Source organism: Streptomyces himastatinicus ATCC 53653, assembly GCF_000158915.1.
Taxonomy (GTDB): domain Bacteria; phylum Actinomycetota; class Actinomycetes; order Streptomycetales; family Streptomycetaceae; genus Streptomyces; species Streptomyces himastatinicus.
Genome location: NZ_GG657754.1, coordinates 1,257,905 through 1,270,993, shown reverse-complemented (window position 1 = coordinate 1,270,993; position 13,089 = coordinate 1,257,905). Strand labels below are relative to the sequence as shown.

Below are 13,089 nucleotides of genomic sequence, written 5' to 3'. Positions count from 1 at the left end.
CGGTCATTCCCAGCCGTAGTCGGCCGTCTCGTCCCGGAAGATGGTGTGCTGGTGGACTCCGTCGGTCTCGGCACCGGGCTGGTTGGAGAACTCGATCCAGGCGGAAGGACCGTCGAGACGTACGTAGGTCTGCGGGTTGTCGAGCGTCGTGCCGCCGCTCCACCCGATGTACGTCGCGTCGTACTCGGACACGTACCGTGCCAGGAGCCGCGCCGCGGCCTTCTCGTCCAGGTCGTCGACCCACGCCCTGAGCATCGCGGTGACCTTGGCCTGCTGCTTCTTGGTGAGGTCGGAGACGAGGACGCCCTCGGGCCGCGCCGGGAAGGGGCCGTCGTGGCCGGGGCCGAGCAGCAGGTCGTCGAAGCTTCCGTCGATCTCGGCCGAGGCCAGCTCGGTTTCGGAGAGCGACTGGATCGCTCCGATGGTGGCGGTCCGCTTGTCCCTCAAGGGAGCGTAGAACTTCTCCTCCCAGTCGAACTCCATCGGCTCCACCGCGGTCAGCGTGGGGGAGATGCTCACGTTGCTTCCGGCGTAGGTGATGTTGTGCGCCGCGTGGTGGCCGCCGTACTGGACCGTGAACTGCCCGGTCCTGCTGGGTTCGCCGAAGAAGGAGATGTAGTACCACTCCGAGCCGAAGTTGACGCGCCCGTTTCCGACGCCGGGCAGCGAGGCGAGGTAGTCGTCGGCCTTGCGGATCTCGACCAGTTCCTCGTACCCCTGCTTGCTGAGCGCGGCCTCCATGACCTTCAGCGCCGCGGCCTGCTGCGCGCCGGTGAGGTCGCCCAGCTTGAGGCCGTTGCGCTCTACGACGGGGGTCGGGAAGTTCGACCAGCCGGTCTTCTTGGCCGGGTCGTCGAAGTCGTGGAGGACGGTGTCCTTCTGCTCGTCGGACAGCGTCGCGAGGAACGCGTCGGCGGCGGCCACGACCTCGGTGGTGTTCGCGCCACCGGCGCCCGGGGCCGCCTTCACGGACGACGTCCTTCCCGTGGTCATGGCCGCCGCGGAGGAAGAGCCCGGGGAAACCTCGGCGGCACAGCCGGTGACACCGAGACCGACGCACGCGGCGAGGACTAACACGGCGCGGCGTACGCGGACGTGCTGGGAGCTGTGAGCAGGGGTGACGGGGGACATGGGACTCCTAGGGAGGGGGCTGTGCTGTCGGGGGATTCCATGCTGGACGAGCGACCTCAGATCTCGGCGGGAGCCGTTCCGGAATTGGGCAAAGACCGGATCGCTTCGGCACTCGGGAGCGCGGCCGGGGGCCATCATGAGGGGGTGCCGAACCGTGTCCTCATCGCCGACGACGACCGCGCGATCCGCGAATCCCTCGCGCGGGCCCTGGAGTTGGAGGGCTACGGTGTCGTCACCGCCGCCGACGGCGTGGAGACCCTCACCCGGCTGCGCCGGGACTCCTTCGACGCCCTGGTCGTCGACGTGATGATGCCCCACGTCGACGGACTGGCGATTTGCCGCGTGCTGCGCGCCGACGGCGACCGCACCCCGATGCTGCTGCTCACGGCCCGCGACGGAACCCGGGACCGGGTCGCCGGTCTGGACGCCGGAGCCGACGACTATCTGGCGAAACCCTTCTCGGTACGTGAACTGCTCGCCCGGCTGCGGGCGTTATTGCGCCGCGCCGAGCTGACCCCGGGCGCGGGGGAGCGGAACGAGGCCGCCGCACCGCTGAGGATCGCGTCGCTGCGCGTCGACCCGGCCGCCCGGCGCGCCTGGTGGGCCGACGAGGAACTGCGGCTTTCGAAGACGGAGTTCGACCTGCTGGAACTCCTGGTCCGCAACGAGGGCATCGTGCTGGACCACGCGACCGTGTACCGGCAGATCTGGGGCCAAGAACTCGGCACGGACGCCAAGAACCTCGCCGGTTACGTCGGCTATCTGCGGCGCAAACTGTCCGACGCGGGCGCGCCCGACCTGATCCGCACCGTGCGTGGCGTGGGCTACGCGGCACGGCGGCCATGAGTCTGCGCGCGCGGCTCGCGCTCGCCTTCGCCGTCGTCGGTGCCGTGGTGGCGGTCCTGGTCGGACTGCTGAGCTACCGTGCCGCCTCCGACCGCATCTTCGCGGAGATCGACCGGTCCCTGCGGTCGGCCACGGTGACGGTGGCACAGAACCCGGACCAGGCTCCCACCATCTCCGGGCCGGGGGCGGACCTCTTCCCCGGCCCGGACCGGCCGGGCCCGGGCGACGAGGAGGAGTGGCGGCCGGTCGTACGGGCCGTGGACCGCGACGGCACGTCCAGCCATCTGGGCGGTCCGCGCGTCCCGCTGCCGGTGTCCGACGCTCATCGTGCCCTCGCCGCCTCCGGCACGTACGGACAGTCGCACACCACCGAGGTCGTCGTCGACGGCCGTACGTACCGGGAGCTGACCACCGCGCTGGGCGGGGATCGCGGGGCCCTTCAGGTGGCCGTACCGGTCGACCAGACCCACTATGTGCTGGGCGGCATGGCGCGGGAGATCGCGGGAGTCAGTCTCGCGGTCCTGGTCGTCGCGGCGGGCACCGGCCGGCTGCTGGCCGGGCGCATCACCCGGCGCCTGGCGCGGCTGGCCATGGTCGCCGAGGAGGTCAGCGCCGTGGACCACGCCGACGGTTCCGGCCTGGAGGGCGGACGGGACGAGGTCGGTCGGCTCTCGGCGTCGTTCAGCAGGATGCTGGCCCGGCTCGCCGTCGCCCGCGAGGCCCAGGAGAGGCTGGTGCAGGACGCCGCCCATGAGCTGCGCACCCCGCTGACCAGCCTGCGCGCCAACGCGGAGGTGCTGCGCCGCGTCACCGAGCTGTCCCCGGACTCGCGCGACCGGCTCTTCGACGACATCGAGGGCGAGACACGCGAACTGGGCCGGCTGGTCGACGAACTCGTCGAGCTGGCCCTGTCCCGCGGCCGCGACGAAGCCGAGGAACCCGTCGAACTGTCCGCGGTGGCCCGGCGCGCAGCGCAGCGCGTGTACCGGCGCACGGGCCGACTGGTCCTGTGCGACGCGGACGACTGGGTGGTGCGCGGCCGCCGCCAGGGGCTCGAACGCGCGGTGGGCAACCTGCTGGAGAACGCGGCCAAGTTCGCCCCCGCCACCGACGGCGACGAGCCGATCGAGCTGCGCCTCCGCCGTGGAACGATCACCGTCAGCGACCGTGGGCCCGGTATCCGCGCCGCCGACGCGGAGCGCGTCTTCGACCGCTTCTACCGCGCCGACACCGCCCGCGGCCTCCCCGGCTCCGGGCTCGGCCTGGCCATCGTCCGTGACGTCGCCGAAGCACACGGCGGCACCGTCTTCGCGAGGGCCCGGCCCGGTGGCGGGGCCGCGGTCGGGTTCACCGTGGACCCCTCCCGGATGCTGCGGCACCCGGAGGGAAGCTCGCACCGGGAAGGGCCCGGAGCCTGACGGAGCGGTCACGCCAGAGCGGTGTCCTCGTGCAGGGCGGAGCGGACCTTCGACGCCGGGTGGTCGGGCAGCGTACGGCTCCGGCTCGCTCCATAGAAGCTCTCGCGGAGCGTGGTGGCCTGCTCGTCGTAGTGCTCGCGGGCCAAGCCCTGTCGGCGCAGCTCCGGAAGGGCCAGCTCGATGAAGTCCTCCCAACCGCCGGGCTTGGTCGCATAGCTGACGTTGAAACGTCGAGGTCGGCCACATCCCGCCACCTGCGCAGCTCGGCCGCCACCGTCCGCGGCGAGCCGACAAAGCGTGATCGGAGGAGACTCCGCCTCCGCCCTCGCCGCCGGATGCGCGGCTGTTCCTGGCTCAGGCGGCTCCGCCGCACATGCGAGAGCGGGGCGGGAGAAGCATCATCAATATCGGCTCCATCGAAGGGCACGGGGCGAACCCCGGACATGCGGCCTGCTGGGCCTCCAAAGCAGCCATTCATGGTCTGACGCGCGCCCTGGCGGTCGATCTCGGCGAGCACCATATCCGCTGCAATGCGCTCGACGGCGGAAGGACGGCGAAACTGCCCACGCCGTCTGCCTAGTTGGTGGCGGTATTCAGTAGGCGTAGAAGCCGTGGCCGCTCTTGCGGCCCAGGCGTCCTGCGGCGACCATGCGGCGCAGCAGGGCGGGCGGCGCGTACAGGGGTTCCTTGAACTCCTCGTAGAGCGACTCGGCCACGGACTGGGCGGTGTCGAGTCCGATGAGGTCGAGCAGCCGCAGCGGCCCCATGGGGTGGGCACAGCCCAGCTCCATCCCCTGGTCGACGTCCTCTGGGCGGGCGGTGCCGGTCTCCACCATGCGGACGGCGGCCAGGAGATAGGGCACCAGCAGGGCGTTGACCACGAAGCCGGAGCGGTCCGTGGCCTGGATCGTCCGTTTGCCCAGCCCCCGGGCAGCGAAGTCCGTGGCGCGCTCCAGCGTCTCGGAGGCCGTGGTCAGGGCGGGGATCAGCTCCACCAGGGGCTGCACCGGGACCGGGTTGAAGAAGTGCATCCCGATGACCTGCTCCGGCCGGCTGGTGACCGCTGCGAGGTCCACGATCGGCAAGGAGGAGGTGTTGGTGGCCAGGATCGCCCGCGGGTCGACGACCTCCTTGTCGAGGGTCTGCATGACCGTGGTCTTGAGATCCCGCTGTTCGGCGACCGCCTCGATGACGAACTGACGGTCGGCCAGGTCACCGAGATGGCAGGTGAAACTCAGCCGGGCCAAGGCCTGGTCGCGCTGCTCCTCGGTGAGCTTGCCGCGCCGCAGGCCACGGTCCAGGGAGTCCGTGAGGCGGCGGCGGCCTGCCTCGGCGGAGCTCTGGCTGGCCTCGGCCACCAGGACGTCCAGGCCCTGGCGGGCGGCGACTTCGGCGATCCCGGAACCCATCAGGCCGCAGCCGACGACACCGAGGCGGGAGACGTTTTCCATGGTGGTCCTTCGTAGGGGAAGGGCAGGCTTGTGGAGAGGGGGCCGATGGTCCGGCTCGCGTTCCGACGCCGCACGCTATGGCACTCAGTACCCTCGGTCAAGGTGCTGAGTGCCACGGCGGTGGCTACTCGTCCCCCAACGTCTTCTCGATCTTCTGCACCACGCGCCACATGGGAGCCCCCCGTGGTGCCACCATGACGATCACGTCGTCGTCCGGTGTGGGCGCGGTGCCGCTCTCCGTGGATTCACCGGCGTCGTCCCACGTCTGCCGGACGAAGGTCAGGGCCTGATCCACCGGTTTCGCGGCATCGCCGTGCCCACCGCCCCGCAGCCATGCCCGTAGACCGTTGTTGTGCGCGGCGACGACGGCCGCGGCCTGCACTTCGGCACGAAGCGCTCCGTTCGGGTCGCCCGCGTAGCGCTGCCGGAGGTAGTGCGCCAGGGTCCGTTCGTAGCGGTGTACGACGGACAGCTCGTAGCCGCGCAGGCTGGGCACTTCGCGCGTGAGGCGATAGCGCTGCACGGAGAACTCGGGGTTCGCGGCGTACATCCGCATGACGAGACGGGCTGCGTCACAGACCGCGTCGAGCGGTTCATCGTCGGTGCTCGCCGCGAGGAAGGCGCTCATCTCGGTCAGGCAGCGCTCGTGTTCGGGGAAGACGACGTCTTCCTTGGACGGGAAGTAGCGAAAGAACGACCGGCGCCCGACTCCGGCCCGCGCCACGATGTCATCCACCGTGGTCCGCTCGAAACCGTGCTCCATGAAGAGCTGGAACGCGGCCTCGATGAGCACCTCGCGCATGGGCGTCTTGCCGGACGGCCCGGGTCCGCTTGCCGCCGCGGTCGCCCCGCCCTCGTCGCGTACGTCCGTCATGGAGGGAACGTAGCATCAGCATCGGCATGAGTGACACTGGGTACCTTTACGAAGGGTACTGAGTGCCATAGGCTCCCTCAGGTGCTCCGGTTCGGCGGCGCAGCCATCCGAGAACGGTAAGGAGAGCCGGCGTGAGCTTGAGGATCGTTGTCTGTGTGAAGTACGTGCCCGACGCCACCGGTGATCGGCACTTCGCCGAGGACCTGACGCTCGACCGTGATGATGTGGACGGCCTGCTCTCGGAGCTGGACGAGTACGCGGTCGAGCAGGCCCTCCAGATCGCGGAGGAGTGTCGGCGGGGGGATGACGAGGCGGAGATCACGGTGCTGACCGTGGGCCCGGAGGACGCCAAGGACGCGCTGCGCAAGGCGCTGTCGATGGGTGCCGACAAGGCCGTGCACGTCGAGGACGACGATCTGCACGGCACGGATGCGCTGGGTACGTCGCTGGTGCTGGCCAGGGCGGTGGAGAAGACTGGTTACGACCTGGTTATCTGCGGTATGGCCTCCACGGACGGCACGATGGGTGTGCTCCCGGCGATCCTGGCCGAGCGCCTGGGTGTCCCGCAGGTGACGCTGCTGTCGGAGGTGTCGGTCGAGGACGGCACGGTCAAGGGCCGCCGGGACGGCGACACCGCGACCGAGCACCTGGAGGCCGCGCTTCCGGCGGTCGTGTCGGTGACCGACCAGTCCGGTGAGGCCCGCTACCCCTCTTTCAAGGGGATCATGGCGGCCAAGAAGAAGCCGGTGACCTCCTGGGATCTGTCCGACCTCGACATCGAGGCCGAAGAGGTGGGTCTGGAGAGTGCCTGGACGAAGGTCGACGGCGCGGAGGAGCGCCCGGCTCGTACGGCGGGCACGATCGTCAAGGACGAGGGCGAGGGCGGCAAGCAGCTCGCGGCCTTTCTCGCCGGTCAGAAGTTCATCTGAATCTGACTGTCTCACCGCCCCTGATATTCGCAGGAGAGAAGAAGTCTCATGGCTGAAGTCCTCGTCTATGTCGACCACGTGGACGGTGCTGTCCGCAAGCCCACGCTGGAGCTGCTGACGCTGGCCCGCCGGATCGGCGAGCCCGTCGCCGTCGCCCTGGGTGCCGGTGCCGCCGACACCGCCGCGACCGCTGCCGAGTACGGTGCGGTGCGCGTCCTGACCGCGGACGCCCCGGAGTTCGCCGACTACCTGGTGGTCCCGAAGGTGGACGCGCTCCAGGCCGCGTACCAGGCTGTGAACCCGGCTGCCGTGCTGTTCCCGTCCTCGGCGGAGGGTAAGGAGATCGCGGCCCGTCTTGCGGTGCGTATTGGGTCGGGCATCATCACCGATGCCGTGGACCTGGAGCAGGGTGCGGAGGGTCCGGTGGCGACGCAGTCGGTGTTCGCGGCCGCGTACACCACCAAGTCCCGTATCACCAAGGGCACGCCGGTCATCACCGTCAAGCCCAACTCCGCCGCGCCCGAGGCGGCCCCGGCCGCTGGTGCCGCTGAGGCGCTGGAGGTGTCCTTCTCCGAGCAGGCGACGGGGACGAAGGTTGTCTCCCGGGCGGCGCGTGAGTCGACGGGGCGTCCGGATCTGACCGAGGCCGCGATCGTCGTCTCCGGCGGCCGCGGTGTCGGTGGCGCGGAGAACTTCCCCGTCGTCGAGGCCCTCGCGGACTCCCTCGGCGCGGCCGTGGGTGCCTCGCGTGCGGCGGTGGACGCGGGCTGGTACCCGCATACCAACCAGGTGGGGCAGACGGGGAAGACCGTGTCCCCGCAGTTGTACATCGCGGCCGGTATCTCGGGTGCGATCCAGCACCGGGCCGGTATGCAGACCTCGAAGACCATCGTGGCCGTGAACAAGGATGCCGAGGCCCCGATCTTCGATCTGGTCGACTACGGCGTGGTCGGTGACCTCTTCGAGGTCGTCCCGCAGCTGACCGAGGAGGTCAAGACCCGCAAGGGCTGACATCGGTAACAGTGAGAGCAGGGGCACACCCGATTCGGCTTGTGCGGCCCGTCGTCTCCCGATTTACTTGGACGTCCTAGTAGTTCACTTTCGGTGACGGTTGCTGCATCACGGGTCGTGGCGTGGTCGCTTCCGGCCGGAGGCGCGTCCGCTTGTTCGTTTTGTTCACTCCCTCCCTGGAGGACACCTTGCCTGCTTCCGCCTCCGCCGACTCCCTGTACCGCCCGACGCATCCGGTCCGGTTCGTCACGGCTTCGAGCCTCTTCGACGGGCATGACGCGGCGATCAACATCATGCGCCGCATCCTCCAGGCCCAAGGAGCCGAGGTGGTGCACCTCGGGCACAACCGCTCGGTCGACGAGGTGGTGACGGCGGCACTGGAGGAGGACGTCCAGGGCGTGGCCGTGAGCTCCTACCAGGGCGGACACATCGAGTACTTCGAGTACCTGGTGGAGCTGCTCCGGGAGCGGGGCGCCGGGCATGTGAAGGTCTTCGGCGGCGGTGGCGGCGTCATCGTCGCGGAGGAGATCGACCGGCTGGCCCGGGCCGGGGTACGGATCTTCTCCCCGGAGGACGGCCAGCGCCTCGGCCTGGCCAAGATGATCAACTCGATGATCGAAGAGTGCGACACCACGCTGTGGGATCTGGCCCCGGTCACGCCGGACCAGGTGCTGGCGGGGGAGAGGCCCGCGCTGGCCCGGCTGCTCACCGGGCTGGAGGCCGGTGTGGTGGCCGACCCGGATCTGCGCGTCCTGCGCGAGGCCGCGGCGTCCCACCGGACACCGGTCCTCGGCATCACCGGCACCGGCGGCTCGGGTAAGTCCTCGCTGACGGACGAGCTGGTACGTCGGCTGCGCAGCGACCAGGAGGGCAGGCTCAAGGTGGCGGTGCTGGCCGTGGATCCGACCCGGCGGCGCGGCGGGGGCGCACTGCTGGGCGACCGGATCCGCATGAACTGCCTCGACGGCCACACGGTGTTCTTCCGCTCGCTCGCCACCCGCGGCGGACGCGAGGTTCCCGAGGGCCTGGCGGACGCCATCGCGGCCTGCCAGGCGGCCGGTTTCGACCTGGTGATCGTGGAGACGCCGGGCATCGGGCAGGGGGACGCCGCGATCGTTCCGTACGTGGATGAGTCGCTGTACGTGATGACACCGGAGTTCGGCGCGGCCTCCCAGCTGGAGAAGATCGACATGCTCGACTTCGCCGACGTGGTGGCCATCAACAAGTTCGAGCGGCGCGGAGCCAAGGACGCGCTGCGTGACGTGGGTCGGCAACTGGTCCGTAACCGCGAGGCGTTCGGGCAGCGGCCGGAGGACATGCCGGTCTTCGGGACCAGCGCGTCGACCTTCAACGACGACGGGGTCACCGCGCTCTACCAGCATCTGCGGGGCCTGTTCGCCGAGCGCGGCCTGCCCGTGGTGCCCGGAGCGCTTCCCGAGGTGGCGGTGCGCCACTCCAGCGGCGCCACCCAGGTCGTGCCCCCGGCCCGGGTGCGTTACCTGGCGGAGATCGCCGACACGGTGCGCGGCTATCACGAGCGGACCGACGTCCTGGCCGGGCAGGCCCGCCGGATCCAGCGGCTGGCGGCCGTCCGCGACGAGCTGGCGGCGGTCGGCGCGAAGACCGACGACGTCGAGAAGTTGCTGAAGGACGCGGAGGACACCTTCGCACCGGAAGCGCGCAACTCGCTGGCCGACTGGCCGGGGACCGTACGCGACTACTCCGGCGACGAGCTCGTCGTGACGTCACGCGACCGCGAGCTGCGCACCACCCTGGTGCGCGAGTCGCTGTCCGGGAGCCGGATCCCCCGGGTGGCGTTGCCGCGCTACACCGACCACGGAGAGCTGCTGCGGTTCCTCCGCGCCGAGAACCTTCCGGGGTTCTTCCCCTTCACCGCCGGGGTGTTCCCGTTCAAACGGGAGGGCGAGGACCCGGCGCGGATGTTCGCCGGTGAGGGCGATCCGTTCCGTACCAACCGCCGCTTCCACTACCTCTCCGAGGACAGCGAAGCCACCCGGCTGTCCACCGCCTTCGACTCGGTCACCCTCTACGGCCGCGATCCGGACCTGCGTCCCGACATCTACGGCAAGGTCGGAACCTCGGGTGTCTCGGTGGCGACCCTGGAGGACATGAAGGCGCTGTACGACGGCTTCGACCTGACCTCGCCCACCACGTCGGTCTCCATGACGATCAACGGCCCGGCGCCGACCATCCTCGCCTTCTTCCTCAACACAGCGATCGACCAGCAACTCGACGCCCACGCCACCGAGCACGGGCGCGAGCCGACCGCCGAGGAGGCCGAACAGGTCCGGGCGCATGTCCTGCGCAGCGTCCGCGGCACCGTGCAGGCCGACATCCTCAAGGAGGACCAGGGCCAGAACACCTGCCTGTTCTCCACCGAGTTCAGCCTGCGGATGATGGCCGACATCCAGGAGTGGTTCATCGAGAAGGAGGTGCGCAACTTCTACTCGGTGTCCATATCCGGCTACCACATCGCCGAGGCCGGGGCGAATCCGATCAGCCAGCTCGCCTTCACCCTCGCCAACGGCTTCACCTACGTCGAGGCGTACCTCGCCCGTGGGATGCACATCGACGACTTCGCCCCCAACCTGTCGTTCTTCTTCTCCAACGGCATGGACCCGGAGTACTCCGTGCTCGGCCGGGTGGCCCGCCGCATCTGGGCGGTGACCCTGCGGGAGCGTTACGGCGCGGGGACACGGGGCCAGAAGCTGAAGTACCACGTGCAGACCTCCGGACGCTCCCTGCACGCCCAGGAGATGGACTTCAACGACATCCGCACCACCCTGCAAGCGCTGATCGCCATCTACGACAACTGCAACAGCCTGCACACCAACGCCTACGACGAGGCCGTCACCACCCCCACCGAGGACTCGGTGCGCCGCGCGCTGGCCATCCAGCTGATCATCAACCGGGAGTGGGGCCTGGCGATGAACGAGAACCCGCTACAGGGCTCCTACGTCATCGACGAGCTCACCGACCTGGTGGAGGAGGCGGTGCTGAGCGAGTTCGAGCGGATCAGCGAGCGCGGCGGGGTGCTCGGCGCCATGGAGACCGGCTACCAACGCGGGCGCATCCAGGACGAGTCCATGCTCTACGAGCAGCGCAAGCACGACGGCACCCTGCCCATCATCGGCGTCAACACATTCCGCCACCCCCACGCCGACGCCGAAGGCGGCCGGACGGCCGTCGAGCTGGCCCGCGGCACCGAGGACGAGAAGCAGTCCCAGCTCAAGCGCGTCGGGGACTTCCAGGACCGCCACCGCGAGCAGGCGCCCGCCGCCCTGGCCGCGCTCAAGGACGCCGCCGCCAGTGGCCGCAACGTCTTCGCGGTACTGATGGACGCCGCCAGGGTCTGTTCCCTCCAGCAGATCACCGAGGCCTTCTTCGAGGTCGGCGGGGAATACCGACGCAACGTCTGACCCCGGGCCCGCCCGCCCCGATCACCCCTTTCACCCCGCCCCCCAGACTCCGGAGCGCACCATGACCGAAGCCTTCATCGTCGATGCCGTCCGCACCCCCGTCGGCCGCCGCAAGGGCACCCTGAGCGGTGTCCACCCCGCAGACCTCGGCGCGCATGTGCTGCGCGCGCTCGTCGACCGGACCGGTGTCGACCCCGGCGCCGTGGACGATGTGTACTTCGGCTGTGTGAGCCAGATCGGCGCGCAGACCGGCAACATCGCCCGCACCTCCTGGCTGGCCGGCGGTCTGCCCCAGCACGTACCGGGCACGACCATCGACCGGCAGTGCGGCTCGTCCCAGCAGGCCGTGCACTTCGCGGCCCAGGCCGTGATGTCCGGCACCGCCGATCTCATCGTGGCGGGCGGGGTCGAGGCGATGAGTCTGGTGCCCATCGGCAGCCCGTTCTTCCTCGGGGAGCGCGAGGGCATGGGGTCCCCGTACGACGGCGAAGGCTGGCGCAGCCACTTCGGCGATCAGGAGATCTCCCAGTTCCGCGGGGCGGAGCTGATCGCGGAGAAGTGGGGCGTCTCCCGGCAGGACATGGAGCGCTACGCACTGGCCAGCCACCAGCGGGCGCTGGCGGCCCAGGCGGCCGGGGTCTTCGCGGACGAGATCGTGCCGGCGTTCGGGCTGGAGACCGACGAGGGGCCGCGCGCGGACACCTCGCTGGAGAAGATGGCGGGGCTGAAGCCCCTCACCGAGGGCGGCCGGCTGACCGCCGCGGTGTCCAGCCAGATCTCCGACGGTGCCGCCGCCCTGCTGGTCGCCTCCGAGGACGCGGTGCGCCGGTTCGGGCTGGTGCCGCTGGCACGGGTGCACACCATGGCCGTCGTCGGTTCCGACCCCGTCTTCATGCTCACCGGGCCCATCCCCGCCACCGAGAAGGTGCTGGACCGGTCGGGACTGGACCTCGACCGGATCGACCTGGTGGAGATCAACGAGGCGTTCGCACCGGTCGTACAGGCATGGCTCGCGGAGACCGGCGCCGACCCGGAACGCACCAACGCCTTCGGCGGCGCGATCGCCCTGGGCCACCCGCTGGGTGCCACCGGCGCCCGGTTGATGACGACGCTGGTCCACCAGCTCCGCCGGACCGGAGGCCGTTACGGGCTCCAGACGATGTGTGAGGGGGGTGGCATGGCCAACGCGACCGTGGTGGAACGCGTGTGATTCAGCCCTTGAGGCGCGGGGCCCGGGGGTGGGCGTCTCCTCCGCCACCGGCATGACGGGCTTCGCGGGCAGTGTCGGCTATGTGGCGAGCAAGTGGAGGATGTGCGGAGCCCATGGGCGAGGCCGCCTCCCCCGAGCTCTTGACCCACCAGCCGGTGCCCCACCGGCCACACCGGTCACGCGGGGCGGTCACCGGTGACGGGGCCGCCTGTCCTCGGGCGGTTCGGACCCGCCGCGGTCGGCGGGCTCGGTGGTGGCCGGGCGGCGGTCCGCGGCGGCGAATCCGATCATCGCTGTCAGCAGCCCGAGCACCTGGCTGATCAGCCCGATCCAGGTGGTGAGCAGCGCCGCCGAATTGGCCACCACCTCCTGTGCGCCCTGGGCCAGCGGGCCCGAGGCGGGGCCCGGGGTGGCGGGTGCGGACTGCGGGGCGGGGCTGGTCGGCGGCGTGGTGGGCGGAGACGTGACGGGTGAGGTCGGCGGCGTGGTGGGCGGTGAGGTCGTCGGGCTGGGCGGGCTGTCCGTGACGGTCGGATCCGGGCTGACCGTCCGTGTGGGGTGCACCGTCAGGACGGTCAGCCCGCCCGCCGACAGCAGCGTGCCGAAGCCCACCAACACGAGGGTGACCAGCAGCAGGGCGGCCGGGAGCTTGAGGACGGCGAGGGTACCGGCTTGCGGAAGGCGCCACATGGGGCCACTGTACGAACTCGACGCCCGGATCCGATCACGCTGCGTTACGCCTGTCGGGGCAACGACTGGATCGTTCCCGCGTCCGCGCG

12 protein-coding genes are annotated in these 13,089 nt (G+C 70.3%); 7 read left to right on the top strand and 5 right to left on the bottom strand.

Annotated elements, in window-relative coordinates; translation table 11 throughout:
* Window positions 1–3: 3 nt before the first annotated feature.
* Window positions 4–969 (bottom strand): DUF3500 domain-containing protein, encoded by a 966-nt coding sequence (locus tag SSOG_RS04720; protein ID WP_245606223.1) that lies wholly within the window; start codon window positions 967–969, stop codon window positions 4–6.
* Window positions 970–1,275: 306 nt separating this feature from the next.
* On the opposite strand from SSOG_RS04720, the gene SSOG_RS04715 reads away from it, so the two are divergent.
* The gene (locus SSOG_RS04715; RefSeq protein WP_039936574.1) at window positions 1,276–1,977 is read left to right on the top strand and encodes a response regulator transcription factor; all 702 of its coding nucleotides are present in this window, start codon (window positions 1,276–1,278) and stop codon (window positions 1,975–1,977) included.
* Window positions 1,974–3,395 (top strand): HAMP domain-containing sensor histidine kinase, encoded by a 1,422-nt coding sequence (locus SSOG_RS04710; protein WP_050799768.1) that lies wholly within the window; start codon window positions 1,974–1,976, stop codon window positions 3,393–3,395. The genes SSOG_RS04715 and SSOG_RS04710 overlap by 4 nt, the downstream gene beginning before the upstream one ends.
* 8 nt (window positions 3,396–3,403) lie before the next feature.
* On the opposite strand, the gene SSOG_RS04705 is transcribed toward SSOG_RS04710, so the two are convergent.
* Window positions 3,404–3,649 (bottom strand): hypothetical protein, encoded by a 246-nt coding sequence (locus tag SSOG_RS04705; protein WP_009713066.1) that lies wholly within the window; start codon window positions 3,647–3,649, stop codon window positions 3,404–3,406.
* An 89-nt stretch (window positions 3,650–3,738) separates the two neighbouring features.
* Here SSOG_RS04705 and SSOG_RS58340 point away from each other — a divergent pair, with 89 nt between their 5' ends.
* The gene (locus SSOG_RS58340; RefSeq protein ID WP_425385465.1) at window positions 3,739–3,975 is read left to right on the top strand and encodes an SDR family oxidoreductase; all 237 of its coding nucleotides are present in this window, start codon (window positions 3,739–3,741) and stop codon (window positions 3,973–3,975) included.
* Window positions 3,976–3,988: 13 nt separating this feature from the next.
* Here SSOG_RS58340 and SSOG_RS04700 read toward each other — a convergent pair whose 3' ends face one another.
* Entirely contained in the window at window positions 3,989–4,846 is an 858-nt protein-coding gene (locus SSOG_RS04700) for a 3-hydroxybutyryl-CoA dehydrogenase (RefSeq protein WP_009713065.1), read from the bottom strand.
* A 124-nt stretch (window positions 4,847–4,970) separates the two neighbouring features.
* Window positions 4,971–5,648, bottom strand: a complete 678-nt coding sequence (locus SSOG_RS04695; protein WP_039940636.1) for a TetR family transcriptional regulator — start codon at window positions 5,646–5,648, stop codon at window positions 4,971–4,973.
* A 203-nt stretch (window positions 5,649–5,851) separates the two neighbouring features.
* Between SSOG_RS04695 and SSOG_RS04690 the strand changes: the two genes are divergently transcribed.
* From SSOG_RS04690 to SSOG_RS04675, 4 genes are all read left to right on the top strand, one after another.
* Window positions 5,852–6,649: an electron transfer flavoprotein subunit beta/FixA family protein gene (locus SSOG_RS04690; protein WP_009713063.1), complete on the top strand. Its 798-nt coding sequence runs from the start codon at window positions 5,852–5,854 to the stop codon at window positions 6,647–6,649.
* A 48-nt stretch (window positions 6,650–6,697) separates the two neighbouring features.
* Window positions 6,698–7,660, top strand: a complete 963-nt coding sequence (locus SSOG_RS04685) for an electron transfer flavoprotein subunit alpha/FixB family protein (RefSeq protein ID WP_009713062.1) — start codon at window positions 6,698–6,700, stop codon at window positions 7,658–7,660.
* A 188-nt stretch (window positions 7,661–7,848) separates the two neighbouring features.
* Window positions 7,849–11,100, top strand: a complete 3,252-nt coding sequence (gene icmF / locus SSOG_RS04680) for a fused isobutyryl-CoA mutase/GTPase IcmF (RefSeq protein WP_009713061.1) — start codon at window positions 7,849–7,851, stop codon at window positions 11,098–11,100.
* Between the two features lie 61 nt (window positions 11,101–11,161).
* Window positions 11,162–12,310, top strand: a complete 1,149-nt coding sequence (locus SSOG_RS04675) for an acetyl-CoA C-acetyltransferase (RefSeq protein WP_009713060.1) — start codon at window positions 11,162–11,164, stop codon at window positions 12,308–12,310.
* Between the two features lie 189 nt (window positions 12,311–12,499).
* Here the strand turns inward: SSOG_RS04675 and SSOG_RS04670 are convergent, their stop codons facing one another.
* On the bottom strand, window positions 12,500–13,000 hold the full coding sequence (locus tag SSOG_RS04670; protein ID WP_009713059.1) for a hypothetical protein: 501 nt from the start codon (window positions 12,998–13,000) through the stop codon (window positions 12,500–12,502).
* Window positions 13,001–13,089 lie beyond the last annotated feature (89 nt).

Excerpts from the sequence above, each read along its gene's own strand:
- SSOG_RS04700 (WP_009713065.1), bottom strand. The coding sequence starts at position 4,846 with ATGGAAAACGTCTCCCGCCTCGGTGTCGTCGGCTGCGGCCTGATGGGT.
- SSOG_RS04695 (WP_039940636.1), bottom strand. The coding sequence starts at position 5,648 with ATGCGCGAGGTGCTCATCGAGGCCGCGTTCCAGCTCTTCATGGAGCAC.
- SSOG_RS04670 (WP_009713059.1), bottom strand. The coding sequence starts at position 13,000 with ATGTGGCGCCTTCCGCAAGCCGGTACCCTCGCCGTCCTCAAGCTCCCG.
- SSOG_RS04685 (WP_009713062.1), top strand. The coding sequence starts at position 6,698 with ATGGCTGAAGTCCTCGTCTATGTCGACCACGTGGACGGTGCTGTCCGC.
- SSOG_RS04710 (WP_050799768.1), top strand. The coding sequence starts at position 1,974 with ATGAGTCTGCGCGCGCGGCTCGCGCTCGCCTTCGCCGTCGTCGGTGCC.
- SSOG_RS04675 (WP_009713060.1), top strand. The coding sequence starts at position 11,162 with ATGACCGAAGCCTTCATCGTCGATGCCGTCCGCACCCCCGTCGGCCGC.